Annotated in this window: 22 protein-coding genes; 9 read left to right on the top strand and 13 right to left on the bottom strand. The window is 75.6% G+C overall.

Annotated features, from left to right (window positions below):
• Positions 1-281: 281 nt before the first annotated feature.
• The 3 genes from ABZ493_RS20115 to ABZ493_RS20105 are packed head-to-tail and all read right to left on the bottom strand — an operon-like array spanning position 282 to position 2,907.
• On the bottom strand, positions 282-815 hold the full coding sequence (locus tag ABZ493_RS20115) for a hypothetical protein (protein ID WP_430583901.1): 534 nt from the start codon (positions 813-815) through the stop codon (positions 282-284).
• Positions 816-874: 59 nt separating this feature from the next.
• Positions 875-2,251, bottom strand: coding sequence for a hypothetical protein (locus ABZ493_RS20110; RefSeq protein ID WP_430583900.1), 1,377 nt, complete (start codon positions 2,249-2,251; stop codon positions 875-877).
• Positions 2,251-2,907: a hypothetical protein gene (locus tag ABZ493_RS20105; protein WP_430583899.1), complete on the bottom strand. Its 657-nt coding sequence runs from the start codon at positions 2,905-2,907 to the stop codon at positions 2,251-2,253. The genes ABZ493_RS20110 and ABZ493_RS20105 overlap by 1 nt, the downstream gene beginning before the upstream one ends.
• 141 nt (positions 2,908-3,048) lie before the next feature.
• On the opposite strand from ABZ493_RS20105, the gene ABZ493_RS20100 reads away from it, so the two are divergent.
• Positions 3,049-3,258, top strand: coding sequence for a helix-turn-helix domain-containing protein (locus ABZ493_RS20100; protein WP_429735024.1), 210 nt, complete (start codon positions 3,049-3,051; stop codon positions 3,256-3,258).
• 24 nt (positions 3,259-3,282) lie between these two features.
• Here ABZ493_RS20100 and ABZ493_RS20095 read toward each other — a convergent pair whose 3' ends face one another.
• Complete coding sequence (locus ABZ493_RS20095; RefSeq protein WP_430583898.1) at positions 3,283-3,831, bottom strand: hypothetical protein; 549 nt, start codon at positions 3,829-3,831, stop codon at positions 3,283-3,285.
• Positions 3,832-3,991: 160 nt separating this feature from the next.
• Between ABZ493_RS20095 and ABZ493_RS20090 the strand changes: the two genes are divergently transcribed.
• The gene (locus ABZ493_RS20090) at positions 3,992-4,900 is read left to right on the top strand and encodes a LysM domain-containing protein (protein WP_430583897.1); all 909 of its coding nucleotides are present in this window, start codon (positions 3,992-3,994) and stop codon (positions 4,898-4,900) included.
• 43 nt (positions 4,901-4,943) lie between these two features.
• Positions 4,944-5,711, top strand: a complete 768-nt coding sequence (locus ABZ493_RS20085; protein WP_430583896.1) for an Rv3235 family protein — start codon at positions 4,944-4,946, stop codon at positions 5,709-5,711.
• 8 nt (positions 5,712-5,719) lie between these two features.
• Here ABZ493_RS20085 and secA read toward each other — a convergent pair whose 3' ends face one another.
• The 8 genes from secA to mtrA form a co-directional block, all read right to left on the bottom strand.
• Positions 5,720-8,677: a preprotein translocase subunit SecA gene (gene secA, locus ABZ493_RS20080; protein WP_430583895.1), complete on the bottom strand. Its 2,958-nt coding sequence runs from the start codon at positions 8,675-8,677 to the stop codon at positions 5,720-5,722.
• Between the two features lie 245 nt (positions 8,678-8,922).
• Positions 8,923-10,527 carry a cation:proton antiporter family protein gene (locus ABZ493_RS20075; protein WP_430583894.1) on the bottom strand — a complete coding sequence of 535 codons (1,605 nt, stop codon included), beginning with the start codon at positions 10,525-10,527 and terminating at the stop codon, positions 8,923-8,925.
• A 90-nt stretch (positions 10,528-10,617) separates the two neighbouring features.
• A complete protein-coding gene (locus ABZ493_RS20070) occupies positions 10,618-11,862 on the bottom strand; it encodes a crosslink repair DNA glycosylase YcaQ family protein (protein ID WP_430583893.1) in 1,245 nt (414 codons plus the stop codon).
• Positions 11,863-12,100: 238 nt separating this feature from the next.
• Complete coding sequence (gene raiA / locus ABZ493_RS20065) at positions 12,101-12,766, bottom strand: ribosome-associated translation inhibitor RaiA (protein ID WP_430583892.1); 666 nt, start codon at positions 12,764-12,766, stop codon at positions 12,101-12,103.
• Positions 12,767-12,800: 34 nt separating this feature from the next.
• Positions 12,801-13,832, bottom strand: a complete 1,032-nt coding sequence (locus tag ABZ493_RS20060; RefSeq protein ID WP_430583891.1) for a phosphoribosyltransferase family protein — start codon at positions 13,830-13,832, stop codon at positions 12,801-12,803.
• Between the two features lie 109 nt (positions 13,833-13,941).
• Positions 13,942-15,690, bottom strand: a complete 1,749-nt coding sequence (locus ABZ493_RS20055) for an LpqB family beta-propeller domain-containing protein (protein ID WP_430583890.1) — start codon at positions 15,688-15,690, stop codon at positions 13,942-13,944.
• Entirely contained in the window at positions 15,687-17,471 is a 1,785-nt protein-coding gene (gene mtrB / locus ABZ493_RS20050; protein ID WP_430583889.1) for an MtrAB system histidine kinase MtrB, read from the bottom strand. The genes ABZ493_RS20055 and mtrB overlap by 4 nt, the downstream gene beginning before the upstream one ends.
• Complete coding sequence (gene mtrA / locus ABZ493_RS20045) at positions 17,458-18,138, bottom strand: MtrAB system response regulator MtrA (RefSeq protein ID WP_430583888.1); 681 nt, start codon at positions 18,136-18,138, stop codon at positions 17,458-17,460. The genes mtrB and mtrA overlap by 14 nt, the downstream gene beginning before the upstream one ends.
• 216 nt (positions 18,139-18,354) lie before the next feature.
• Between mtrA and ABZ493_RS20040 the strand changes: the two genes are divergently transcribed.
• From ABZ493_RS20040 to ABZ493_RS20020, 5 genes are read left to right on the top strand one after another with little or no spacing between them, the layout of a single operon-like run.
• Positions 18,355-19,569, top strand: a complete 1,215-nt coding sequence (locus ABZ493_RS20040) for a glycerophosphoryl diester phosphodiesterase membrane domain-containing protein (RefSeq protein ID WP_430583887.1) — start codon at positions 18,355-18,357, stop codon at positions 19,567-19,569.
• A complete protein-coding gene (locus ABZ493_RS20035; protein ID WP_430583886.1) occupies positions 19,566-20,252 on the top strand; it encodes a DUF4129 domain-containing protein in 687 nt (228 codons plus the stop codon). Before ABZ493_RS20040 ends, ABZ493_RS20035 begins: the two co-directional genes overlap by 4 nt.
• Complete coding sequence (locus tag ABZ493_RS20030) at positions 20,249-21,520, top strand: DUF4350 domain-containing protein (protein WP_430583885.1); 1,272 nt, start codon at positions 20,249-20,251, stop codon at positions 21,518-21,520. Before ABZ493_RS20035 ends, ABZ493_RS20030 begins: the two co-directional genes overlap by 4 nt.
• On the top strand, positions 21,517-22,629 hold the full coding sequence (locus tag ABZ493_RS20025; RefSeq protein WP_430583884.1) for a MoxR family ATPase: 1,113 nt from the start codon (positions 21,517-21,519) through the stop codon (positions 22,627-22,629). The genes ABZ493_RS20030 and ABZ493_RS20025 overlap by 4 nt, the downstream gene beginning before the upstream one ends.
• 57 nt (positions 22,630-22,686) lie before the next feature.
• Positions 22,687-24,102 (top strand): DUF58 domain-containing protein, encoded by a 1,416-nt coding sequence (locus tag ABZ493_RS20020; RefSeq protein ID WP_430583883.1) that lies wholly within the window; start codon positions 22,687-22,689, stop codon positions 24,100-24,102.
• Positions 24,103-24,133: 31 nt separating this feature from the next.
• On the opposite strand, the gene ABZ493_RS20015 is transcribed toward ABZ493_RS20020, so the two are convergent.
• On the bottom strand, positions 24,134-25,123 hold the full coding sequence (locus ABZ493_RS20015; RefSeq protein ID WP_430583882.1) for a stage II sporulation protein M: 990 nt from the start codon (positions 25,121-25,123) through the stop codon (positions 24,134-24,136).
• A gap of 42 nt (positions 25,124-25,165) precedes the next feature.
• Here ABZ493_RS20015 and ABZ493_RS20010 point away from each other — a divergent pair, with 42 nt between their 5' ends.
• Positions 25,166-25,990: an RDD family protein gene (locus ABZ493_RS20010; protein ID WP_430583881.1), complete on the top strand. Its 825-nt coding sequence runs from the start codon at positions 25,166-25,168 to the stop codon at positions 25,988-25,990.
• Positions 25,991-26,062: the final 72 nt, after the last annotated feature.

Below are 26,062 nucleotides of genomic sequence, written 5' to 3'. Positions count from 1 at the left end.
CGTCTCCCTCGGCTGACACCACCCGTCCGTGGTTGTGAGCGCGACTTCGGGGACTATTCGCGGCCGAATAGTCCCCGAAGTCGCGCTCACAACGCTCCGGGCTACTCGCGGCGCAGGAGCTCCGGGGTGATGCGCGTGCGGATCAGCGGCACGGTCCCCCACGCGACGAGCGCCCCGCCGACGGCGACCAGCGCGACGGCGAGCCCCCACCGGCCCGCGTTGTGAGCGGGCGTTCGGCCCCGTTGCGGTCGGGATACGGGGCCAAACGCCCGCTCACACGCTCAGGGTCGGGGGATCTGGGGGATCTCGGTCGGGTCGTACCAGAGCAGGTCGCGGTCGGTGACGCGCTGCAGCGCGGCGTCGAGGGCCGTCTCGGACGTCGCGCCGGCGTCACCCGCGCGCTCGGCGTCGTTCTCCTCGTCGGCGGCGGCGAGGACCGCGCGCACGTCCTGCGCCGCCTCGGGCTCGTCGACGTGGACGGCGACGACGGCCACACCGGTCAGGGCGGCGACGTCGACGGCGCTGGGCTCGTCGGCGCCGTCCGCCACGGTGACCTCCCGGTCCGGCACGTCCAACGACGCGACGACGCGCAGCGGCACGGCGGTCCGCCGGGAGGCCACGAGGGCCAGCGAGTCGTCCGCGGCAGCGAGGAAAGCCTCGTACTCGCGGCTCTCGTCGTCCTCGTCGGGCAGCTCGCGGACGAGCGCGGGCGTCACGGCGTGCGCCCGGCGTGCGGGGACGTCCCACCGCGCCCCTGCCGCGGCGATCGCGGCGCCCTCGAGCTCGTCCAGCGTGGCGGGAACGTAGATGCGCATGGGCACAGTCTGCCGCGAGCCGCGTCCCGGCGCTCGCACCGCACGCCCACCCCGCCGGCTCACCCGTCGATGCCCACCCCCGCCGGCTCCGCCGCCACGACCGCGGCCCGCACCCGCCGGGCCAGCGACTCGAACGCCACCGACACCGGGGACGCGGGAGACTCCTCCGCGAGCGTGCGGCCCGCCAGCAACGCGCCGTCGAGACCGGCGGCGTCGTCCGGGACCACGTGCGCGTCCTGCACGCCCGCGTAGCGCGCCAGCGCCTCGCGCACCGCCGCCTCCGGGCGCGGGCCCGCCGCCGAGGTACGGACCCGGTTGACGACGACCACCCGCTCGCCCGCCACCGGCACGGGCACCTCGCGCAGGTCCTCGAGCCCGCGCACGAGGCGCTGGACGCCCACCGGGTCGGCCGCGCCGACCACCACGACGACGTCCGCCGCCTGCAGCGCCGCGAGCGTCGCGCCGTTGCGCTGCGGCGCGTGCGTGTCGTACATGAGCAGCTCGTCGGCCTCGAGGAGCGGACCGCAGTCGACCACGGTCCAGTCGGCGAGCTCGCGGGCCCGCTCGAGGACCACCTCGAGCGCGCTGGCGGGCAGCTCGGGCCACCGGGCGGCGCGCGTGATCCCGGTCAGCACGCGCAGCCTGCCCCCGACGACCGGGCTGTACCGGGCCAGCGTCGGCAGGTCGAGCGTCCCGTGCGCCGCAGCGCGGGCGACCGCCGCCAGTCCGGGGGCGTCGTCGAGGAGGCCGAGGCGGGCCGCCACCGACGCGCCGTACGTGTCGGCGTCGACGACCAGCACCTCCTCGGGCTCCGACGTCGTCGCCTCACGGCGGGCACGGCGGTGCCGGCGGCGCCCCCGGGACAGACCGCCGAGTGCGGCCGAGAGCTCGAGCGCCGTCGTCGTGCGCCCGGGCGCGCCCACCGCGCCCCAGACGGCGACGACGCGCCCCCGGCGAGGCGCGGCGTCGTCCGCGACGACGCCGTCGAGCCCGAGCCCGTCCTCGTCGAGGAGCGCCTCGTCCGCCTGGTCCGCCTGGCCCAGCACCAGGTGGTCGGGCGCGCGGACGGTCGACGCGGCTGCGGCGACCGGAGCGCTGTCCCGCACGGCGGCGAGCAGGACGGCCTCGTCGTACCTCTCGACGACGGTGTCCACGCCGAGCGCGTGCAGACGTGCGGCCGGCGCGACGTCGTCGCCCAGCGCGACCACGCGGACGCCGACGGCGTGCAGCCGCCCGACCGTCTCGCGGTCCAGGCCCGGCAGGTCGCCCGAGACCAGCGCGACGGCGCCCGCCCCGGCCGCGGCCGCCGCGAGAAGCTCGGCCACGTCCCCGCACCGGCGCGTGACGGTCGCGCCCGAACCGGGGCCCCCGAGGGCGACGACGACGTCGGTCTCCGCCGCCCCGCGCACGGCGCACAGGACGGTGACGCTCCCCATCAGACGCCGGCCCCGGCCTGCGGCACCACGGTCACGCTGCCGGGCGCCGCCAGCGCCTTGAGGACCACGGGCAGGTCGGCCGACGGCACGAGCACGTGCAGCGTCGCCCCGTCCGCGACGACGAGGCCGGACCCCGCGTCGTCGACCTGCTCCACGACGACCCCCTCGACGAGCGGCGACGGTTCGGCCGCCGACGCGGCGGCGCCGGCAGGCGCCTCGGGCGTCGACCAGAGGTCGACGGCGGAGCCGGGCCGCACCCGGGACGACATGGCCTGGTCGACCGGCACCGAGACGGAGCGCACGTCGACGTCGGCGGCGTCGCCGAGGGCCGAGCGGGCCACGAGCTCGCCGTCGTCGACCACCCGCAGCGCGACGACCTCGCCCGGCAGCGCCTCGTCCGCGCGCAGGTACAGCTCGGTCCCCGCGTCGATCCGCGCGTCGACCGTGCGCAGCCGCGACACGTCCACGGTCTCGCCGGGCGTCAGGGCGCCGTCCGCCGCGTACACGGGCACCGTGCGGCCCGCGGACGAGACCGCCCACGAGCCGAGCGCGACGGACGCGGCGACGATCACGACGCCGACGACCAGCCGGGGATCGCGCCAGGTGGGGCGGCGCAGTCGCGCGGCCACGGGTGCCGGCAAGGTGTCGTTGCTCACGGACGTCCTCCGGGGTGTCTGGACGCGGCCTCGGCGCCGCATCGGGCCGGAACCTATCATCAGGCACCCCGCGCGTGCTTTCGGCAACCACTGTGGACAACCGAGGTCATCGCCCGTGACCGCTGTGCCAGAATTGCCCGTATGGCCAGCCGGTTCCTCTCCCTCGCGGACGTGCAGGAGATGCTCAACATCTCCAGCACCCAGGCCTACTCGCTCGTGCGCTCGGGCGAGCTGCCCGCCATCCAGGTGGGCCCCAAGAAGGTGTGGCGGGTCGAGGCGAGCAAGCTCGAGGAGTACATCGAGCACCAGTACGCCCGCACGCGCGAGCGGATCGCGTCGGGCGACCTCTGACCCCGGTGCCGCCCGCGGGCGGCCTCAGGCCTCGCTGACCCGCAGGACGGCCCCGAACGGCACCGTCCGCACGACCGGCTGCGCACGCTCCGCCTCCTCGACGTCGAGATGGTCGGCGCCGACGCGCCCGACCCGGCCGGTGACCGACCCGCCCGCGGTGCGGATCAGCACCCGGGCGCGGTCACGCTGGAGCCCGCGCAGCACGTGGCCCAGCCCGAGGCCGTCGGTGCGCGCCCGTGACGGCGCCGCGAGCCGGCCGAGGCCGACGACCGAGGCGAGCGCGGCCAGCGGCACCAGGTGCTGCACCCGGCCGCGGGCGCCGGTCCCGTCGAGGAGCAGCCACGTGTGCGCGACGCGGGCGAGCCGGCCCTCGATCCCCTCGCCGTCGAGCAGCTCGAGCCGCAGCACCGAGCCGGTCGCGGCCCGCAGCCGGTCGGCCAGCGGGATCGACGCCTGCTCGGCCCGGGTCAGCTCGGCCACCGCGCCTTCCCGTTCGGCAGCCTGCTCGGCGTCGAAGCGTGCCTCGAGATCGGCGAAGAGCCTCTCCCACCTGGCCGGGCCCGCGGGTGTCATGAGGCTCCTCTTCGTCGACGGTCGGTGCCCACAGGATGCCCGGGTGGACAGACCCGGCACCAATCCGCTTCAATATCCACCACCAGAACACATCAATTGCTATCAACCCACATCACCATGGACGATTCGGGATGAGAGCGGTGGGACGAAGGAGACCTCGATGTCCGGCAGCACGGACCCCGACCGGGGCGCGCGACGAGGCGACGCCCCCTCCCGCACCGGCGGGCCCGCCGGTCTCGGCCGGCTCGTCGCCCTCACGGTCACGGCCGCCGCCGCCGGCGCCGCCCTGCTGCTGCGAGTCGCAGCCCTCGCTCCCCGGACCGCCGCCTCGGCGGCCGGGCTCACCGTCGACCGGTGGGTCGAGCTCGCCGTGCTCACCGCCGGGCTGGTCGCCGCCGCCTGGCTGGCGCTGAGCGGGGCGCTGGCCCTGGCCTGCGTCGCCGCGTCGCTGCTCGGCCGGCGGTGGCGTGCCGGCGAGGCCGCCGTCGAGCGGCTCGCACCCGCCGCCGTCCGCCGCCTGGTCCGGTCCGCCGTCGGCATCGGGGTCGGCACCGGCCTCGCGCTCGCCCCGACCGCTGCGCTGGCGGCCGATTCCCCGCCCACCGCGCCGGCCGCCGACGGCCCGTCCGTCGTCCTCGACCTCGGGTGGCAGCCCACGGGCCCCGACGCCCCGGCCTCGGCGGAGCCGGCCGGTCCCCCGCAGGACCAGCGGGTCGACCAGGAGACGGACGTCGCAGCCGACCCCGCCGTGGCGCCCGCCGATGCCGGCGTCGAGAGCGAGGACGAGGCGGAGCAGGACGCGCCCGTCGAGGAGATCGCGGCCACCCCGGTGTCCCGCCACGCCGCGGGGGCGGCCGACGACGCCCCGGCGGTCACGGACGACGACGGCACCCGCGTCGTCCTCCGCGGCGACACGCTGTGGGACATCGCGGCCCGGTCGCTCGGCGGCTCCCCCACCGACGCGGAGATCCTCCGCGAGGTAACGCGCTGGCACACGGAGAACCGCGACGTCGTCGGCGCCGACCCCGACGTCCTCCTCCCCGGCCAGATCCTGCGCGCCCCGGCCTGACGGACCGACCTCCCCACGACTCCCGCACCTACCGGAGGGCACCATGACCGCGACGACGACCGCGCCTGCACCGAGCGTTCCCCCGCCCCCGGGCCCTCCCGCGGGCCCCGCGGCCCCGGACGCACCCGAGGCGCGACCGGCACCCGACGGCACGCCCACGACGTCGGGCGGTGGGGCGAACGCAAGGCCGGGCACCGGGCCTTCCGCCGCCCCGGACGGCGAGGCGGACGGAGGGGCGGACCGCCGCACGGACGCCGCCCCCGACGCGCCGGACGACGTCCGCTCCCCCGCGCGGCATGCCGTGCGCGTGTCGGCACCACCACGCCCGACCGGCCCGGCGGGCTATCCCGAGGCGAGCACCCGCCCGGCGTCCCGCCCGCGGCACGTGCGGGTCGGCGCCGAGGGCGTGCGTCGTGCCGCGGCCGACGACGAGGACGGCCCCGCACGGCCGCTGCGTGAGACCGCTCCGGCGCCGCTGCCCGACCCGACCGCGCAGTGCTGCACGGTCGTGCGTGCCGCGGTCGAGGTGCTGCGCGGGGAGCGGCCAGCGGCGCAGCTCGCTCGCTGGGTCACGCCCCAGGTGCGCGACCAGCTCGCCGAGCGCGCCCGGATCGGCCTCGCGCACGACCTGCTGCGGCACGAGGAGCCGCACCGGCCGGTGCAGGTGCGGCGGGTCCGGCTGGTCCGCCTCGGCGACGACGTGGCCGAGGCGACCGTCGTCCTGGACGACGACGGCCGGGTGCGCGCCGCCGCCGTCCGGCTCGAGGCGCGCCGGGGCGCGTGGCGGGTCGCCGTCCTCGAGGTGGGCTGACCGGCCCCTTACTCCTCGTTGATGCCGTGGCAGACCTTGTACTTCTTGCCCGAGCCGCAGGGGCACTGGGCGTTGCGCGGCGTGCCGGGGAAGGTCCGGCCGTCGCTGGTGGCGGCCGCGGCCTCGCCGTGCAGCTCCCGCCGGGAGCGGCGGGTGGCGCCGCCCGTGGTCGTGGTCGAGCCGTCCTCGCTCGGCGAGGAGTAGGACAGCCGCTGCGGCGCCGGGGCGTCGAGGCCCTTGGCCAGGAGCACCGGCTCCTCCGCCGCGGGGGCGGCCGCCGCCGGGGCGGGCTCGGGCTCGGCCGCCGTCGCGGGAGCCTCCGGGGTCGCGGGCTCCGCGACCGGGGCGGCCTCGGCGGCCGGCGTCGTCGCGCCGGCCACGACCTGTCCTGCGTCGGACTGCGCGGCCGCCGCGGCGCTGGCCGCGGAGATCACGGGCGCGCCGGGGGCGCCCTGGGCACCGGGCTGCTGCACCTGCACGTCCAGGTTGAACAGGAACCCGACGGACTCCTCCTTGATGGACTCCGTCATCGCCTGGAAGAGCTGGAAGCCCTCGCGCTGGTACTCGATCAGGGGGTCGCGCTGCGCCATCGCGCGCAGGCCGATGCCCTCCTTGAGGTAGTCCATCTCGTAGAGGTGCTCGCGCCACTTGCGGTCGAGCACCGACAGGACGACGCGACGCTCGAGCTGGCGCATCGCCGGCTCGCCGAGGGACTCCTCGCGCGCCTCGTACGCCACGCGGGCGTCCGAGAGCAGCTCCTCGAGGATCATCTCGTGGCTGAGCCGGCCGACGCCGCCCGCCTCCTCGACGACGTCCTCCGGCGTGATCGACACCGGGTACACCGACTTCAGCGCCGTCCACAGCGCGTCCAGGTCCCAGGCCTCGGGGTTGCCCTCGGAGGTCGCGCCGTCGACGTACGCGGTGACGACGTCCGTGAGGAAGTGCTGCACCTGCTCCTCGAGGTCCTCGCCCTCGAGGACGCGCTTGCGCTCGGCGTAGATGACGGAGCGCTGCCGCGACAGGACGTCGTCGTACTTGAGGACGTTCTTGCGGATCTCGAAGTTGCGGGCCTCGACCTGCGACTGCGCGCTCTGGATGCCGCGCGTCACCATCTTCGACTCGAGCGGCATGTCGTCGGGGAAGCCGGCACGGTCCATCATCGAGGACGCGAGGCCCGAGTTGAACAGGCGCATGAGATCGTCCTGCATGGACAGGTAGAACCGCGACTCGCCCGGGTCGCCCTGACGGCCGGAGCGACCGCGCAGCTGGTTGTCGATCCGGCGCGACTCGTGCCGCTCCGTGCCCAGCACGTAGAGGCCGCCGAGCTCGGTGACCTCCTCGTGCTCCGACGCCACCGCCTGCTTGGCCTTCTCGAGCACGTCCGGCCAGGCCGCCTCGTAGGTCTCCGGGTCCTCCCCCGCGTCGAGGCCGCGCTGGGCCATCTCGGTGACGGCGAGGAACTCGGCGTTGCCGCCGAGCATGATGTCGGTGCCGCGGCCGGCCATGTTGGTGGCGACGGTGACGGCGCCCTTGCGGCCGGCCTGCGCGACGACGGACGCCTCGCGCTCGTGCTCCTTGGCGTTCAGGACGCTGTGCGGCACGCCCGCCCGCTTGAGCAGGCCCGACAACAGCTCGGACTTCTCGACGCTCGTGGTGCCGACCAGCACCGGCTGGCCCTTCGCGTGCCGCTCGACGATGTCCTCGACCACGGCGTTGAACTTGCCGTCCTCGTTCTTGTAGACGAGGTCGGCCTGGTCCATGCGGATCATGGGCCGGTTCGTGGGGATCGGCACCACGCCCAGCTTGTAGGTGCCCTGGAACTCGGCGGCCTCGGTCTCGGCCGTACCGGTCATGCCGGACAGCTTGCTGTAGAGGCGGAAGTAGTTCTGCAGCGTGATCGTGGCGAGCGTCTGGTTCTCCGCCTTGATCTGCACGCCCTCCTTGGCCTCGATGGCCTGGTGCATGCCCTCGTTGTAGCGGCGGCCGGCGAGGATACGGCCGGTGTGCTCGTCGACGATCATGACCTCGCCGTTGAGGACGACGTAGTCCTTGTCGCGCTTGAACAGCTCCTTCGCCTTGATGGCGTTGTTGAGGAAGCCGATCAGCGGCGTGTTCAGCGACTCGTAGAGGTTGTCGATGCCGAGGTAGTCCTCGATCTTCTCGATCCCGGGCTCGAGCACGCCGACGGTCTTCTTCTTCTCGTCGACCTCGTAGTCCTTCTCGACCTCGAGACGACGCACGACCTTGGCGAACTCCGTGTACCAGCGGTTGGCGTCGCCGGACGCGGGCCCGGAGATGATGAGCGGGGTGCGGGCCTCGTCGATGAGGATCGAGTCCACCTCGTCCACGATGGCGAAGTGGTGGCCGCGCTGCACCAGGTCGTCGGGCGACCAAGCCATGTTGTCGCGCAGGTAGTCGAAGCCGAACTCGTTGTTCGTGCCGTACGTGATGTCGGCCGCGTACTGCTTGCGGCGCTCGTCCGGCGTCTGGCCCGAGACGATGACGCCCGTCGTCATGCCGAGGAAGCGGTAGACGCGGCCCATGAGGTCGCCCTGGTACTTCGCGAGGAAGTCGTTCGTGGTGACGACGTGCACGCCCTTGCCCTCGAGCGCGTTGAGGTAGGCGGCCGTCGTCGCGACGAGCGTCTTGCCCTCACCGGTCTTCATCTCGGCGATGTTGCCGAGGTGCAGGGCCGCGCCGCCCATGAGCTGCACGTCGAAGTGCCGCTGACCGAGGGTGCGGCGCGCGGCCTCGCGCACCGCGGCGAACGCCTCGGGGAGCAGCTCGTCGAGCGAGGTGCCGTGCTCGAGGCGCTCCTTGAACCGGGCGGTCTCCTCGTGCAGCTCGGAGTCGCTCAGCTCCTCGAAGCTGGGCTCGAGCCGGTTGACCTGCTGGGCCAGGCTGTTGAGCTTCTTGACAATCCGGCCCTCGCCAAGACGGAGGACCTTCTCGAGGATCGCAGGCACGCAGTACTCCAGGGTCGGTGGCGCCCCGGGGATGTCCGGGACCGTGCGGCGCGACGACGGGCGACGACGGGCGGTCGGGTTCGCACGTCCGCGCCGTCGCCTGGGTCACACCGGCCCCATCCTAGGCGGATCACCTGGGAGTCCGGCACGGGTTCGCGACGGACGAAACGGCGCCCCGTCCCGCGGGGGTGCTGTGAGCGGGCGTCTGGCCCGGTCCGGGCGCCGAGACCGGGCCGAACGCCCGCTCACAGCGTCTCGGGGTCGCGGCCCGCGCCGGGGGCGAGGTCGGCGGCGGCGCGGTCGGCGAGCTCGGCGCCCGCGGCGCCGTACAGGTGGAAGACGGCGTCCGCGCCGTGGCGGCGCAGCTCGTCGGCGTCCTCGTCGTAGCGGGCGATCGCCGCCACCCGGCCGGCGAAGCCCACCGCGCGCAGCCGGGCCAGGGCGATGAGGTTCGCCTTGTGGAACGGCATCGCGAGCACGGCGAGACGGACCTGTCCGGCCCGCTTGACCCGCGCCCAGAACTCCGTGTCGGTGGCGTCCGCGGGGACGACGGCGATGCCCTCCGCCCGCAGTGCGTCGACGCGGGTGCGGTCGTGCTCGACCCCCATGACCGACAGCCCGTGGACGTCGCGCAGCCGCCGGTACGTCGCGGATCCCACCCGTCCCAGCCCGAGGACGACGGCGTCGGCACGGCCGATGTCGACCGGCCGGTCGTCGGGGTGTAGCCTGTCGACGTCCCGGCGCGGCAGCAGCACGGTGAGGCGGGCCGCGAGCTCCACGCCGCGCCGGTTGACGATCGCGGAGACGACGAAGCTGGCGGCGACCGCGAGGGAGACGATCACCGTCCACTCGTCGTCGAGCAGGCCCGCCGTCGCGCCGAAGGCGACGACGATGATGCCGAACTCGGAGAAGTTGCCGAGCGCGAGGCCCGCGAGGAACGACGTGCGCCGCCGCAGCCGCATGAGCCACAGCAACAGGGCGTAGCCGGCGGCCTGGAGCGGCAGCAGCACGAGCAGGAGGGCCGCGAGCGCCAGGTCGCCGGGCGCGGGCATCCCGTGCAGCCCGATCTGCAGGAAGAACGCGACGAGCGCGAGGTCCTTGACGGTGAGCAGGGAGCGGGAGAGCTCGGTGGCCCGCGGGTGCCCGGCGAGCAGCGCCCCCATCACGAGGGCGCCCAGGTCGCCGGACAGGCCGACGGCGTCGAACAGCCAGAAGCCCGGCACGAGCGCGACGAAGGCGCCGAACAGGGCCTGCAGCTCGCCGTGCCCGGCCCGGTCCCACACCCGGCGCAGCACCCACGCGCCCGGCACCAGCAAGACGACGGCGAGCGCCCACGGGCTGGGCGGCTCCCCCGTCGAGACGGCGAGGAAGGCGACGGCCACGATGTCCTGCACCACGAGCACGCCGACGGCGATGCGCCCGTACAGGGCCGTCGTGTCCGAGCGGTCCTCCAGCACCTTGACGACGAAGACCGTGGACGAGAAGGAGAGCGCCAGGCCCACGAGCGCCAGGGAGCCGAGGGACTCGTCGGCGAGCAGCCGGATACCGACGACGGCGAGCAGGCCGAGGAACCCGACCGCGACGGCGACGCTCAGCACCAGGTGCGCGACGGTCGTGAGCCAGATCTCCGGGCGCAGCAGCGAGCGGACGTCGAGCTTCAGCCCGATCGCGAACAGCAGGAGCGCCACGCCCAGCTCGGCCACGGTCTCCAGCCCGGGCAGCTCCGGCGCGCCCGCGGCACCGAGCGCGAAGCCCGCGGCGAGGAACCCGACCAGCGGCGGCAGCCGCAGCAGGGTCGCCGCCAGGCCGCCCGCCAGCGCCGCGGCGAGGTACAGCACGGCCGTGGCCATCAGCGCTCCTGACCTGGTGACGTCCCGACCGACGCGGACGGGCCCGACGTCGTGGCGCCGATCCTACGAGCGCGTGCGACGCCCTGCGCCCTACGCCGCGCGCACCGCGCCGGCCAGCGCGGGGGCGAGCTCGCCGACCGGCGCGACCGCCGTCGTGCCGAGCCCGAGCCAGCCCGCGAGCACGGCCAGCTCCGCCCCGAGGGCGCCCGCGGTGTCGGGGCCGGCGTGGACGGTGGGGTGCACGGCCTGGACGCGCAGGACGCCCGCCTGCCGGTCGGCCTTGAGGTCGACGAACGCAGTGATGGCGTCGCCCTCGAGGAAGGGCAGCACGTAGTACCCGAGCACCCGCTGCGGCGCAGGCACGTAGATCTCGATCCGGTAGTAGACGTCGAAGAGCGCCTCGAGGCGCCGCCGCTCCCACACGAGGGGGTCGAACGGGCTGAGCAGCGTGCGCGCCTGCGCCCGGCGCGGCACGCGGGCGTCCCGGTGCCGGTAGGTGGGCGCGTCCCAGCCGCGCACCTCGACCGGCACGAGGACGCCCTCCTCGACCAGCTCGTCCCGGGCCCGGCGCACGGCCGGGCCGCGCAGCCGGAAGTAGTCCGCGAAGCAGCGGACCGTGCCCACGCCGTGGGCCCGCGCGCCGAGCTCCAGCAGCCGCCGCACGGCCTCGTCGTCGGGCACCGGTGCCGCCGCGCGGACCGCCGGCGGGAGCACGCGCTCGGGCAGGTCGTAGCAGCGCTCGAACGCGGTGTTGCGCCGCGCGGCCATCACCTCGCCGGTGAAGAACAGGAACTCGAGGCAGCGCTTGGCCATCGTCCAGTTCCAACCCCACTCCTCCCGCGAGCGCGGCCCCGACCGCCCGGTGGCGACCAGCTCGTCGTGGATCTCGCGGGCCGTCACCGGCCCCCGCTCGGCGACGAGCTGCCGCACCAGGTCCATCTCGGCGGCGTGCGCCAGCGGAGCCCCGGCGATGGTGCCCCAGGCCTCGTCGAGGTAGTTGCGCCGCCGCCACTCCAGCAGCGGGTAGGTCGAGGCCGGCACGAACGAGGCCACGTGCGCCCACGTCTCCACGATCCGCCGCGGGGCCCGCCCCGCAGCCCGGTCCAGCAGCCCGACGTCGTACCGCCCGAGCCGCGAGTACAACGGCATCAGGTGCGCCCGCGCCAGGACGTTCACGGAGTCGATCTGCAGCAGGTTCAGCTGCTCGACCGTCGCCATCGCCCGCCGCATCGTCACCCCGCCGCCGGCAGCACCGGAGGTGTCCGGTCGAGGGCGGGCCAGCCCCTGGGCCCCGAGGGCGGCGCGGCGGGCCTGCGCGAGCGAGAGGGAGTCCACCCGCCCATCCTGCCGACGGCCACCGACAGGGGAAGGACGGGCCCTGTGGTTTCGACAGCTCAACCGCCGGGGACGGCGAGCGGACAGACGAGAGCCGGTCGAGGCCTTCGTCGCGGGGACGTATCCCTCCCGAAGTGGAGGGCGCCCTGGCGCCCGTGAACGCGTCCCCGCGACGAAGGCCTCGACCGGCTCGGACCGCACCGTGGTCTCGACACGCTCGACCGACGGTGGGATCAGGTCACGTCAGCTCGGTCACCGGCTCCACGCCGCCGACGGTCGAGTCCAGCTCGATGACGCCGTACGTCCAGCCCCGCCGGCGGTACACCGCGGACGGACGTGCCGTCTCCTTCGAGATGAAGAGGAAGAAGTCGTGACCCACCATCTCCATCTGGTAGACGGCGTCGTCGACGGTCATCGGCTCGGCGTGGTGCAGCTTGCGCCGGATCACGACCGGGGAGTCGCCGAGCTGCTCCTCGACGGCGTCGCCGGGTTCGGCGAGCGCGACGGGGGCGGACGGCTGTGCCGCGGTCTCGGCGGCGGCGACCTGGTCGTAGGGGCGGACGTCCACGGACGGGAGGACGTCGCCGCCCGCGCGGCGGCGGTGGTCCTTGCGGCGGTCGCGCGATCGGCGCAACCGCTCGGTGAGCTTGTCCAACGCGATGTCGAGGGCTCCGAACCTGTCGTCCGCCGCGGCCTCCGCGCGGATCACGGGCCCCTTGTCGTGCACGGTGAGCTCGACCCGCTCGCGGACCTCGGAGAGCCGCGGGTTGTTCTCGCGCGTCACCTCCACGTCCACCCGGCGAGCGGCCGGTGCGAGCTGGGTGACCTTGCTCAGCTTGTCCTCCACGTGCCGGCGGAACCTGTCCGCCACCTCCGTGTGCCTGCCGACGACGACGATCTCCATCGTGTTGCTCCACTTCGTCGTGAGGCCGCCCACTTCACGAGCGGCCCGAGTCTGTCCGTCTGGGCACCCCGTCCGGGGCACCGTGCTCGGCACCACCTCCCGGGTCGCCGGACGCGTGTCCGGACCGCTCGTGGGTCGCACGGGCGAACGACCCGGACCGAGGTCTCGGGGGCGTTTCGCCCGCGTGGGACCCCCAGGCTAACCCCCTCTCGTGCGCCACGGATACCGGGGGCGCGAGGAGGTTCCTCACCTCTTTCGTGACGGCCCCGGGAGGAGGGGTGGCGGCCAGCACGAGGGCGCCGAGGACGTCCGCGCCGACGTCCTCGAGGGCGCGTTCAGCGGCCGCGAGGGTGGAGCCGGTCGTGACCACGTCGTCGACGAGGAGGACCGCGGGGCGGGCCCCGCCGGCACGGGCCAGCACCCGGTCGCGGGTCGTGACGGAGCCGGTGAGGTTGCGCGCCCGGGCGCGCGCGCCGAGGCCCACCTGGTCGCGCCCGTGGCCGCGCCGCGCCAGCGCCGGGACGACGGCCGCGGCGAGGCCGGCGTCGCGCAGCCCGGCCGCGGCGGCGCGCGCGAGGGCGTGCACGTGGTCGCGTCCGCGGGCCCGGCGGGACGACGCGGTGGAGGGCGCGCCGACCACGAGGAGCGGACGCCCGGCGACGGCGTGCGCGGCGGGTACGGCGACGCCGCGCGCCGCGGACCGGAGGGGCGGGCCGACGAGCCGGTCGAGGTCGGCGCGCCCGCGGTCCTTCCAGGCGACGACGAGCTCCCGCACGGGTCCGGCGTAGGCCGCGAGCGCCCAGACGGGCAGGGCGGGGACGCCGTCGAGGCGGTCCAGGCGCGGGGCCGCGGACTCGACCCGGGCGGGGGGTGCGCCGAGCAGGGCCTCGCAGGCGGGGCACCAGGGCACGTCCAGGGCGCCGCAGCCGGGGCACGACACGGGGACGACGAGCCGGCCGAGCTCGCGGAGCCACCGCACGGGCGGCGGCGCGGGGTCGGGCCGGGCGCCGTCGGGCCGGACGACCGGCGACGGGATGCGGGACGGGGCGCTCGACGTCTGGGGCACCCGTGCAGCGTGCCCCGCCCGGCCCTGCCGCGCGGGAGCCGCACCACGATCTGGGGACGGCGGCGACCTGGGGGCAGCCTCGGGTGCCCGTCGTCGCGCGGGCGCGTCGTCAGCCGGGGTAGGCGACCAGCTCGACGCCGTCGGACACCATCGACCAGAGCGCGGAGCTCTGCCGCGAGTACAGGGTGCCGCCGCTGTCGATGGCGAGCATCGCCCCCGTGCCGACGGACGCGGTCACGGAGCGGGGGTCCGGGACGCCGGGCTGCGCGCGGGACAGCCCGCCCTGGCCGGACAGCCCGCCGACGCCGGTGAGGAAGACCGCCTCGTCGCCGTCGGCCTCCTGGCCGATCAGGGCGAGGGCCGCCTCGTCCTGCCACACCGCCTGCGTCACCTGGCTCACCGAGGCGCCGACCTGCACTGGCGCCGAGAGGCCGGTCGGGACGTTCTCGGCGTCGCGCACCACGCCGGCCACGTGCACGAGGCGACCGCTGGGGCCGGAGCTGACGATCACCACGCGGGCGCCCTCCGGCGAGACCCGCACGGACCTGACGGTGCGGGACGAGAGCCAGTCGACGTCCAGCGTCCGCACCGCGCCGGACGGCATCGCCACGAGGAGCTCGGAGCCCTGCGCGCTCCACACGGCGCCGAACCGGTCGACGGACGGCGGCACGAGCTTCGAGCCCGACAGGAGCACGTCGGGCGCGCCGGCGCCGCTGACGCGGACGATGCGCTCCGCGCCGTCGCGCACCACGATCGGGTCGTCGCCGGGGCCGGCGGCGAGCGCCGTCGGGTCGAGCCCGCCGAGCGAGACGGGCTCGTCCGGGTCGCGCAGCTCACGCCCGACGACGCGCACCAGCTCGCCGTCGGCGAGCGCGAGCGCCTCCCCCCGCGTCCTGGGCGTGGAGATCGCGTCGGCATCCTCGGTCGTGAGCGGCGTGTTCTGGTCGGAGAGCACGACGGTGCGCCCCTCCCCCTCGGCGAGCGTCGCCTGCAGCTGCGCGGTCGCGAGCGCCCGCTGGTCGGCGCTGGCCTGCGAGATCGTGGAGGTGAGGCTCACGTCGATGGTGCCGTCGTCGGTCACCGTCACCGCGTCGATGGCGAGTGACGTGCCCTCCGGGATGACGGTCGTCGTCGAGTCCTGCAGCCACTCCGGCGGGCCGGCGAGGATCTCGCTGGTCGCGTCGGTGCGCCAGGTCTGGCGCGGGAACCACCGCATGTCCGGCACCCACCAGGCGAGGTCGGGTGTCGGGAAGTAGAGGGTCGTCGGGTGGAACGCCTGGCCGAAGAACGCGGACGGGAGCATGAGGCCGTCCTCGAGCTGGGAGATCCGCCACTCCCCGCCCGGGCTGCGGGTCAGGCCGAACGGCACCGTGAACTCGTTGGTCCGGGCCTCCTCGGTGTACATCCCGCGCTCGTCGAGCGTCGCGACCACGCGCACGGTCGCGTCGACGGTCGCCTCGGTCGCGTCGGCGGGGACGTCCGTGAGGTCGAGCTCGGGGTCCTCCTCCAGCACGAGCACGCGCGCGTACCGGTCCCAGCCCTCCCACGCCTCCTGGGTGACGTACTCCTGCGCGACGGCGAACGACGAGCTCGACGTGGGGCCGAGCTGGGCCACGCTGAGGAAGCCCTGCACCACCTGGTCGGGGCTGGCACCGGTCGCGGGCCCGGACGCGATGTAGCCGATCTCGCTGATGTTCTCCAGCTCGGTGTCGCCGTCGCGCACCGGCCCGTTCGTCGGGATGCGCGCGCACGCGACCGTCACGGCGAGCACGGCGAGCACGGTGACGAGGGCGGCCGGCAGCGCCGCGACCCGACGGCGCTGGCGACGCACGGGCCTGGCGGTGCGTGGCGCCGTCATCGGATCTCCTCCTCGTCGTCCGGCCAGGCGGACGGGACGGGCGCGTGGGCGATGTCCACGCCGTCGGCGTCCACGACCCCGAGCTCCGGGATGGCGGTGGGGGTGGGCCCGGTCGGCGGGTTCACCACCGGCAACTGGCCCGTGGGCGGCGCGGTGACGCCCGTCGACGGCCCCTCGAGCGGCAGCGGAGAACCGTGCAGGCGGATCCCGGCGCGCCGCGGCAGCGTGAGCCGGAAGCTCGCGCCTTCCCCGAGGCGCCCCCACGCCTCGAGGCGGCCCGCGTGCAGGCGCGCGTCCTCGAGCGAGATCGCGAGGCCCAGCCCGGTGCCGCCGGTGGTGCGGGCGCGGGCAGGGTCCGCGCGCCAGAAACGATGGAAGACGCGGTCGAGGTCCTCGGGCGCGAGCCCCACGCCGTGGTCGCGCACGACGACGGCGACGGCGTCGGCGTCGACCCCCACCGTGACCTCGACCGGCTTGCCCTCGGCGTGCTCGACGGCGTTCACGACGAGGTTGCGCACGATCCGTTCGACGCGCCGCGGGTCGACGTCCGCCGTCGCCGGCTCGTCGGGGAGCGTCACCGACAGGAAGACGTGCTTGGTCTCGGCGAGCGGCATCGACGCGTCGGCCACGGCCGCGACGACGTCACGCAGGTCGCGCTGCTCGACGTCGAGCACGGCCGCGCCGGCGTCGAAGCGGCTGATCTCGAGGAGGTCGGTGAGCAGGATCTCGAAGCGGTCGAGCTGCGTGTACAGCAGCTCGGCGGAACGGCGGGCGGCGGGGTCGAGCTCGTCACGGGAGGCGTGGATGACCTCGCCGGCCATCCGGATCGTGGTCAGCGGCGTGCGCAGCTCGTGCGAGACGTCGGAGACGAACCGGCGCTGCGCCGCCGACAGCTCCTCCATCCGGGCGATCTGGTCCTCGAGGTTCCCGGCCATCTCGTTGAACGTGCGGGTGAGGGTCGCCATCTCGTCCTGCCCCTTGGCGTCGGGGAGCCGCTCGTCGAGATGACCGTCGGCCAGCCGCGACGCGACCGTCGCCGCACGCCGCACGGGGGCGACCGTCTGCCGCGTCACGACCCACGTGAGCGCGCCGAGCAGCGCGAGGATCGCGAGCGCGCCGATCGCGAGCGTGCGCTGCACGAACGACAGGGTCTCCTGCTCGGCCTGCAGGGAGTAGATCGCGTACAGCTCGTACGTGCCGATGGACGGCACCTCGACCGTCGACCCGACGATCACGCCCGGCTCCGGGGCCTCGCTGTCCGTGAACTCGGCAGGGATCTGCACGGACTGCAGCACCTGCCCGTCGGTGGCGCGGGTCGCCTCGCGCAGGTCCTCGCTGATGATGGACTCGAGCTCCGGCTGCGTGCCGGGGTCGCCGATCCGCCGCTGCTGGTCGGGGGTGCTGAGGAAGAGGAAGTCCTGCGCGCTCGACGCACCCGCCGCGAGGGTGCGCACCATCTGCGCCAGCAGGAGCTGCAGGTCGGAGTTCGACGTCGCGGGCGAGATGTCGAACGCGCTCCGCACCTGCTCGGTCATCGAGGCGTTCTCGCGCTCGATGCGGTCCACGCGCTGCTCGTACAGCCCGTCGCGGATCGAGACGGACAGGTAGAGGCCGAGCAGCGCGACCGCGACGACGCCCAAGGCGAGCGCCGACGTCACGACCCGCAGCTGCAGGGACGACCGCCACCGCCGGACGAGGTACCGGGTCCGCGAGACGGTCCAGGCGCGCCACCGCCGCCACGTCCGGCGGACGCGGCGCGCGGCGGGCTCAGCGCGGGGCACCGGCCTTGTAGCCCACGCCGCGCACGGTCAGCACGACCGTCGGGTTCTCGGGGTCGCGCTCCACCTTGGAGCGCAGGCGCTGCACGTGCACGTTGACCAGCCGGGTGTCGGCGCTGTGCCGGTAGCCCCAGACCTTCTCGAGCAGCACCTCACGCGTGAACACCTGCCAGGGCTTGCGGGCCAGCGCCACGAGCAGGTCGAACTCCAGCGGGGTGAGGCCGATGCGCTCGCCGTCGCGCACCACGTTGTGGCCGGTGACGTCGATCTCGACGTCGCCGATGCGCAGCCGCTCGGGGCCGGGGTCGTCGTTGCGGCGCAACCGGGTGCGGATGCGCGCGACGAGCTCCTTCGGCTTGAACGGCTTCGTCACGTAGTCGTCGGCGCCGGACTCGAGGCCGAGCACCACGTCGACGGTGTCCGTCTTGGCCGTGAGCATGATGATCGGGACGCCGGACTCGGCACGGATCTCGCGGGCGACCTCGATGCCGTCCTTGCCGGGCAGCATGAGGTCGAGCAGGACGAGGTCCGGCTGCTCGTCGCGGAAGGCGACGAGGGCGCCGTCGCCGTCGGCGCAGAACGTCGGCTCGAAACCCTCGGACTTCAGGACGATGCCGATCATCTCGGACAGCGCAGTGTCGTCGTCGACCACCAGGACACGGGACTTCATGCGCCCATTCTGCCAGCCACGGCGCAAGGTCCGGTGGATAGCCGCGTGAGGGTCGTGGCGCGCCGTACTAGGGTCGGGGCGACCGGCGTCACGCCCGGTCCCACCAGCACTCGATCCAGCACTCGATCCAGCAGCAGAACCAGCACAGCCCCGACAGTCCCGTCCGCCGACGACGCGTCGGCACGACCCGACCGCCCTGCCGCCCGGGAGGCCGCGATGAGCACGCCCGACCAGCCCCAGCCGCCGTCCGGCTGGGGGGACGCCACCGAGCCGCCCCGCTACGGCCAGCGCGTGCCCGGGGGTGCCCCGCAGCCGCCCGGCTACGGGCAGCAGCACGGGCAGGGCCAGTACGGCCAGCAGTACGGGCAGGGCCAGTACGGGCAGCAGCAGTACGGTCGGCCGCCGGGTGCGCCCGCCGCCCCGCCCGCGACGAAGCCCGGCGTCGTGCCGTTGCGCCCGTTGTCGCTGGGCGAGATCTACGACGGCGCGTTCACCGCGATCCGGCACAACCCGAAGGTCATGCTCGGCGCCGCCACCCTCGTGATCCTGGTGGCGACCGTCCTCGGCGTGCTCGTCGCGCAGCTCATCGTGCCGGCGATCTCGTCGTCGTTCTCGTCGCTCACCGCGACCGACCCGGAGCTCGCCGACCTCGGGTTCGACAACCTCATGGCGCAGGCCGTGGCGACCTCGCTGGGGACGAGCCTGACCATGCTCCTGGCCCAGCCGGTGGTGGAGGGCATCCTCACCGTGTCGGTGAGCCAGTCGGTCATCGGCCGGAAGCTCAGCCTCGGCGAGGTCTGGGAACGCCTGCAGGGCCGGGTGGGCCGGCTGGTCGGCTGGTCCCTGCTGCGGACGGTCGCCGGCGCCGTCGTGACGTTCGTGTGGTTCCTCGTCCTGGTCCTGCTCGTCGCCCTGGTGGCCGACCGGTCCGTGGGGGCCGCGATCGGCCTCGGGTTCGTGCTCGCCCTCGGGTACGTCGTGCTGTTCGTCTGGCTCGGCGTGCGGGTGGGGCTCGTCGCGCCGGCGCTGGCGCTCGAGGGGCAGGGCCTGGGCCGCACGATCGGGCGCGCCTGGCGGCTGACGCGGGGCTCCTTCTGGCGGCTGTTCGGCATCTACCTGCTCGCGCTGGTCATCGTGAGCGCCGCCGCCTACATCATCACGATCCCGCTCAGCGTCATCGCGGGCATGGTCGGCGGTGCCGGCGGCAGCATCGAGACGTTCACGACGGCGACGCTCGTGGTCAGCGTGCTGTCGTCGGTCATCACCGCGGCGATCACCGTGATCTTCGTGGCCTCGGTGGTCGCGCTGCTCTACATCGACGTGCGGATGCGGCGCGAGGGCCTGGACGTGCAGCTCGCCGCCTCCGCGCAGGCGAACGACGGCGGACGGAGCGGCGGCGAGCCCGGCCCGCCGCCCGGCATGCTCGCGTGAACGGCGCGGGGGCGGCGGTGCACGGGGCCGTGGTGGCGGTGCTGCCCGCCGGCGTGCCCGTGGTCCCCGACCGGGAGACGGCGCACGGCTGGCTCCTGGAGGAGCTGTCGCGCCCCGAGTACTCGACCGCGCCGTCGCTGCTGGAGCGCCTGCTCGCCTGGCTCGGCGACCTGTTCGACGGCCTGACCCTCGGTGCGGGGCGCTTCCCGCTCGCGTTCGTGGTCGTCGTGGTCGTGGTGCTCGTCGCCGCGATCGCCTGGTGGGTCGCGGGGCCCGTCCGCGTGGCGCGGCGCCGGCGGCGCTCCGTCGTCGTGCTCGACGGCGACGAGCGCACCGCCGCCGAGCTCCGGGCGTCCGCCGACGCCGCCGCGGCCCGCGGGGACTGGTCCGCGGCCGTGCTCGACCGCTTCCGTGCGCTCGTGCGCTCCCTGGAGGAACGGGTCGTGCTGGACGAACGTCCGGGCCGCACCGCGCAGGAGGCCGCGCACGACACAGCCACCCGGCTGCCCACCGTCGCCGCGGAGCTGCACGACGCGGCCCGCCTGTTCGACGACGTCTGCTACGGCACGCTCCCCGCCGGCCCCGACGACGACCGGCGCCTGCGCGACCTCGACGAGCGGGTGCGCGCCCTGCGCCCCGCGCCCCTCGCCGCCGCGACGACCGGCGAGGTGGGGGCACCGTGACGACCCAGACCCAGACGCAGACGGCGCAGGGCCCGGTCCGGGGCACCGTCGTGGGCACCGGCTCGCCGGACGCGGTGACGTCCCCGGTCGTGACGGGCGACGGCAGCACCGGCCGCAGCCGCACCGTGCGCCGCTGGCGCCGGGCCCGGTGGACGCTGTTCGTGCTGGGCGTGCTGGCGCTCGTGGTGGCCGTGCTCGCCGTGCAGCGCCCGGTCACGTCCACCACCCCGTACGCGCCCGACAACGCGCAGCCGAACGGCGCGCGCGCCGTCGCGCAGGTGCTCGGGCGCCAGGGCGTCGAGGTGCAGCACGTCACCCGCGTCGCCGACGCCGTCGCGGCGGCCGGCCCGGGCACGACCCTGCTCGTGACCCCCGGGAGCATGCTGCTGCCCGAGCAGGCCGACGCCCTGGCCGGCGTCGACGCGGACCTGGTGCTGCTCGGCGCCGACGACATGCTGGTGCGCGCGGCCACCGACGCCGCCGTGACCCGCCTACCGGGAGCCGTCGCCCCCGGCGGCGCCGTCGAGCCGTCGTGCGACCTGCCGCTCGCCGTGCGCGCCGGGGCGATGCGGCTCGTGCCGGGCCTGCAGGCCGAACCCGGGGCCGCCGACGTGACGCTGTGCTGGCCGACCGACGGGCTCGCGGCGCTCGCGCAGGTCCGGTCCTCCGGCGGAGAGCGCACCGTGACCGCCGTCGACGACCCGTCCTTCGTCACCAACGGCGCCGTGCTCGACGACGGCAACGCGGCGCTCGCGCTGGGCCTGCTCGGCGCGCGCGACACGCTCGTGTGGCTCGTCCCGGACCCGCTGGACACCAGCACGACGGGCGAGGGCGGCGCGCCGTCCGCCGGCGCGGGGATCCTCCCGCCGTGGGCCGGCGTCGTCGGGCTGTGGGCGCTGCTGGTCGTGCTCGTCGCCGCCGTGTGGCGCGCGCGCCGGCTGGGACCGCTGGTCGCGGAGCCCCTGCCCGTCGTGGTCCGCGCCGCCGAGACCACCCGCGGCCGAGGTCGCCTCTACCGGAGGACCCGTTCGAGCGGCCACGCCGCCGCGGGGCTGCGCGCCGCCACGGCCGAGACCGTCGCGCGCCGTCTCGGCGTGCCCCGGTCCGCCGACGCCACGGCCCTCACCGACGCCGTCGCCCGCGCCACCGGCCGGTCCGCGCACGACGTCGCCGACCTGCTGTACGGCCCACCACCCCACGACGACGACGCGCTCACCGAGCTCGCGCGTCGGCTCGACACCCTGGAGAGCGAGGTCCACCGATCGTGACGACCCCCGACGAGAACCCGCAGGGCACGCCGCCCGCGGCCCCTGTCGAGACCACCGCGTCGACCGCCACGCCGGGCGGCCCGGCGGCCCCGCAGTCGCCGCCGGCGGCGCATGCCGAGCCGCCCGCGCCCGCGGCGCCGGAAGCCCCGGCCGCCCCGTCCCGCGAGCTGCGCGGCGCGCTCGCCGGCGTGCGCAGCGAGGTGGGCAAGGCGGTCGTGGGCCAGGACTCCGCGGTGACGAGCCTGCTCATCGCGCTGCTGTGCTCCGGGCACGTGCTGCTCGAGGGCGTGCCCGGCGTCGCCAAGACGCTGCTGGTGCGGGCGCTGGGCGCGTCGCTCGACCTGTCGACGAAGCGCGTGCAGTTCACGCCGGACCTCATGCCCGGCGACGTCACCGGCTCGCTCGTGTACGACGCGCGCACCGCCGAGTTCTCGTTCCGCGAGGGCCCCGTCTTCACGAACCTGCTGCTCGCGGACGAGATCAACCGCACGCCCCCGAAGACGCAGGCGTCCCTGCTCGAGGCGATGGAGGAGCGGCAGGTGTCCGTGGACGGCACGCCGCGGCCGCTGCCCGACCCGTTCCTCGTGATCGCCACGCAGAACCCGGTGGAGCAGGAGGGCACGTACCCGCTGCCGGAGGCGCAGCTCGACCGCTTCCTGCTCAAGGTGGTGCTGCCCGTCCCGGAGCGCGAGCAGGAGATCGAGGTGCTGGCCCGGCACGCCGCCGGCTTCGACCCGCGTGACCTGGCCGCGGCGGGCGTCCGGCCGGTCGCCGGCCCCGGGCAGCTCGCCGCCGCGCGCGCCGAGGTGCGCCAGGTCCAGGTCGCCCCCGAGGTGCTCGGCTACGCCGTCGACCTGTGCCGCGCCACCCGCCGCTCCCCCTCGCTGTCGCTCGGCGTGTCGCCGCGCGGCGCCACTGCGCTGCTCGCGACGTCGCGAGCCTGGGCGTGGCTGTCCGGGCGCTCGTACGTGACGCCCGACGACGTCAAGGCGCTCGCGCACCCGACGCTGCGGCACCGCGTGCAGCTGCGGCCCGAGGCGGAGCTCGAGGGCGTCACCGCCGAGAGCGTGCTGACGACCGTGCTCGCGACCGTCCCCGTCCCGCGCTGAGCGCGGCGACGCGGTGTCGGGGGCAGGCGGTGTCGTGACGGTGGATGTGGTGGTGAGATGGCGCTGACATGGCGTGCCGTCGTCCTGGCGGCGCTCGGGGTGGTCCCGGTGGCGCTGTTCCCCGTACCGGGGACGGTCGTGGTGTGGGCGTTGGTCGTGGCGGCCGTGTGCGCCGTCGACGTCGCGCTCGCCGCGTCGCCGCGCGCCGTCGCGCTCCAGCGCCGGACGCCGCGGTCGGCACGGCTCGGCACGACGGCCCGCTCGGAGCTGGTGGTCACGAACACGGCACGACGACGGCTGCGGGCCGTCGTCCGCGACGCCTGGCCACCCTCGCTCGTGCCGGACGCGAACCTGCACGTGGACGGGGCCGCCGCGGGCGAGCCGGTCGTGGCCCGCTCCGCGCGGCACGACGTCGACCTCCCGCCCGGGGAGGCGGCCCGCGTGCGCACCCCGCTGCGGCCGACGCGCCGCGGCGACCGGGTCGCCGGTCCGGTGACGATCCGCTCGTACGGGCCGCTGCGCGTCGCGGCGCGCCAGGCCTCGATCGCGGTGCCGGCGCGGCTGCGGGTGCTCCCCGAGTTCGCGAGCCGGCGGCACCTGCCGTCGCGGCTGGCGAGGCTGCGGGAGATGGACGGCCGGGCCGCCGTGCAGGTGCGCGGCGAGGGCACCGAGTTCGACTCGCTGCGCGAGTACGTGGTGGGCGACGACGTGCGCTCGATCGACTGGCGCGCCACCGCGCGCCGCGGCGACGTCGTCGTGCGCACCTGGCGGCCCGAGCGCGACCGGCGCGTGGTGATCGTGCTCGACACCGGCCGGACCTCCGCCGCACGGATCGGCACCGCGGCCGTGCCCGAGGACATGGCTGATGCCGAGCGGGCGGAGGGCCCGGACGACGCGCCGTCGTCGCTCGGCGGCACGCGGCTGGAGGCGGGGATCGAGGCCGCCCTGCTGCTCGGCGCGCTCGCCGACCGCGCCGGCGACCGGGTCCAGGTGCTCGCGTACGACCGGGCGCTGCGCGCGCGGGTCGCGGGCGCGTCCGGCCCGCGGCTGCTGCCCGCGCTGGCCGAGTCGCTGTCGACCGTCGAGCCGGCGCTCCTGGAGACGGACTGGCCGGGCCTGGTCGGGCAGGTGCGCCAGCGGGTCTCGCAGCGTTCCCTCGTGGTGCTGCTGACCTCGCTCGACCCGGCGGCCGTCGAGACCGGTCTGCTGCCGGTGATCGACCGGCTGTCGGGCACGCACCAGGTGGTCGTCGCCGCCGTGACGGACGCGGACGCCGCCCGGCTGCGCGCCGACCGGTCGTCGGCGGCCGCGGTCTACGACGCCGCCGCGGCGGCCCGTGCCGACCTGGAGCGCGCCGCCGTGTCCACCGTGCTGCGCCAGCACGGGGCCGAGGTCGTCGAGGCGCTGCCGGACGACCTCGCCCCCCGGCTCGCGGACACCTACCTCGCGCTCAAGGCGGCCGGGCGTCTCTGACCCAGCAGTTGCCGACAGGCGGTTGTGCCGGTCAGCCGACCGTCGGCACGACCTCGCCGGCCCGGTCGGCGTCGAGGTCGCCGGTCAGCCCGGCGGCGGTGGCGCGGCGGCCCAGCACGACGACGTAGACCCAGAAGCCGGCGAGCGCGATCGCGCCGATGACGATCTTGAGCCACCACGGGAGCGTCGAGCCCGTCACGTACCCCTCGATCAGCCCCGACACCGCCAGCGCGCCCGCGAGCCCGATCGCGACGGTGACGAGCGCGCGGCCCTCCTGCGCGAGGGCGACGGTGCGCGGCCGCGGGCCGGGCGACACCGCCGTCCAGAAGAGCTTCAGCCCGGCGGCGCCGGCGACGAACACGGCGGTGAGCTCGAGCAGCCCGTGCGGCGCGATGAGCTGCAGGAACACGTCCAGCTCGTCGTAGGCCGCCATCATCCCGCCGGTGGCGCCCACGCCCACCGCGTTCTGGATCAGCACGAACGCGGGCCAGACACCCGTGATGCCGAGGCCCACGCACTGTGCGGCGATCCAGGCGTTGTTCGTCCACACCATGGCGGCGAACGACGCCCCCGGGTCGTAGTAGGACGCGAACGCCTCGTTGACGTACGCCTCGCGCTCGGCGGGCGTGCCCATCTGCGCGAGGACGTCCGGGTCCGTGGCGACGCGGTACCCGGCGACCACGGCGAGCGCGAGGCACACCACGACGACGCCGAGCGTCCACCACCGCACCCGGTACAGGGCGGCCGGCACCGTCACCACGACGAAGCGGACGACATCGGCCCACGCGGGCTCGTGCGTGCCCGCGACCCGCACGCGGGCCCGGCTCAGCAGGTCGGAGAGCTTCGTGACGAGGACGGGGTCGGGCGCGGCCGACCGCACCGTGGACAGGTGCGTGGCCACGGCCTGGTAGAGGCGCACCAGCTCGTCGGCCTCGGCGCCGTCGAGCCGCCGCTTGCGGGTGAGGACGCGCAGGCGCTCCCACTGCGGGCTGTGCACGGCGGTGAAGGCGTCGAGGTCCACGGTCGATACCCTTCCACACGGGAGACGTCGCACGAGCGGGGGATGCACATGCAGGACGGGATCGTCATCGGCGAGGGCGTGGTGCTCGACGCGCGGCCGGCGTCGTTCGTGAGCCGCGCGCTGGCGGCGCTGCTCGACCTCGCCGCGCTGGCCGTCGTCGGCATCGCGCTGCTGATCGTCGTCGCCCTGCAGGACGTGGCGATCGACGAGCAGTGGGCCCGGGTGGCCGGCATCGTCGTCGCCGTCCTCGTGATGGTCGTGGTGCCGACGACGGTCGAGACGCTGAGCCGCGGCCGGTCGCTGGGCAAGCTGATCACCGGGCTGCGCGTGGTGCGCGACGACGGCGGCCCGGTGCGTTTCCGGCACGCCTTCGTGCGCGCGCTGGTGGGCGTGGGCGAGCTGTGGCTGACGCTCGGCAGCGTGGCCCTGATCGCGTCGCTGTCCAACTCCCGCGGCAAGCGGCTCGGCGACCTGCTGGCCGGCACGTACGTCATCCGGGTGCGGGGCGGGCGAGCGCGGACGGTCCCGCTCGCCATGCCGCCGGAGCTGGCGGCCTGGGCCCGCACGGCCGACATCCGGCGGCTGCCCGACGGGCTCGCCCTCGCCGCCCGGCAGTTCCTCGACCGCGCCCCGCGCCTCGCGGCCGCGTCGCGCGCAGGCCTGGCCGACGATCTCGCGGGCCGGATCGAGCCGTTCGTGGCGCCGGGTCCGCCGCCCGGTACGCCGGCCGAGGCGTTCCTGCACGCCGTCCTGCACGAGCGTCGTGACCGCGAGCTCGAGCGCGGGCGCGCGGAGCAGGAGCGGGCCGAGACCCGCGCCACCACGCTGCATCGCCTGCCGTACGCCGTCCCCGACCCACCCCGCTGACCGTTGTGTGGGGGGGGGTGGGGGGGGTGGCGCGCGCGGGGGTGCGCCCCCAAGAGCGCGCGCACCGGGGCG

This window comes from Isoptericola sp. NPDC019482 (assembly GCF_040632295.1).
Taxonomy (GTDB): Bacteria; Actinomycetota; Actinomycetes; order Actinomycetales; family Cellulomonadaceae; genus Isoptericola.
The sequence above is the reverse complement of the archived record's forward strand: the minus strand, read 5'-3'. Positions and strand labels throughout refer to the sequence as shown.

Excerpts from the sequence above, each read along its gene's own strand:
- ABZ493_RS20055 (WP_430583890.1), bottom strand. The coding sequence starts at position 15,690 with ATGACGGCGCCACGCACCGCCAGGCCCGTGCGTCGCCAGCGCCGTCGG.
- ABZ493_RS20040 (WP_430583887.1), top strand. The coding sequence starts at position 18,355 with ATGAGCACGCCCGACCAGCCCCAGCCGCCGTCCGGCTGGGGGGACGCC.
- ABZ493_RS20115 (WP_430583901.1), bottom strand. The coding sequence starts at position 815 with ATGCGCATCTACGTTCCCGCCACGCTGGACGAGCTCGAGGGCGCCGCG.
- ABZ493_RS20085 (WP_430583896.1), top strand. The coding sequence starts at position 4,944 with ATGACCGCGACGACGACCGCGCCTGCACCGAGCGTTCCCCCGCCCCCG.
- ABZ493_RS20100 (WP_429735024.1), top strand. The coding sequence starts at position 3,049 with ATGGCCAGCCGGTTCCTCTCCCTCGCGGACGTGCAGGAGATGCTCAAC.
- ABZ493_RS20075 (WP_430583894.1), bottom strand. The coding sequence starts at position 10,527 with ATGGCCACGGCCGTGCTGTACCTCGCCGCGGCGCTGGCGGGCGGCCTG.
- ABZ493_RS20090 (WP_430583897.1), top strand. The coding sequence starts at position 3,992 with ATGTCCGGCAGCACGGACCCCGACCGGGGCGCGCGACGAGGCGACGCC.
- ABZ493_RS20095 (WP_430583898.1), bottom strand. The coding sequence starts at position 3,831 with ATGACACCCGCGGGCCCGGCCAGGTGGGAGAGGCTCTTCGCCGATCTC.
- ABZ493_RS20010 (WP_430583881.1), top strand. The coding sequence starts at position 25,166 with ATGCACATGCAGGACGGGATCGTCATCGGCGAGGGCGTGGTGCTCGAC.
- ABZ493_RS20110 (WP_430583900.1), bottom strand. The coding sequence starts at position 2,251 with ATGGGGAGCGTCACCGTCCTGTGCGCCGTGCGCGGGGCGGCGGAGACC.
- mtrA (WP_430583888.1), bottom strand. The coding sequence starts at position 18,138 with ATGAAGTCCCGTGTCCTGGTGGTCGACGACGACACTGCGCTGTCCGAG.
- ABZ493_RS20020 (WP_430583883.1), top strand. The coding sequence starts at position 22,687 with ATGGCGCTGACATGGCGTGCCGTCGTCCTGGCGGCGCTCGGGGTGGTC.
- raiA (WP_430583892.1), bottom strand. The coding sequence starts at position 12,766 with ATGGAGATCGTCGTCGTCGGCAGGCACACGGAGGTGGCGGACAGGTTC.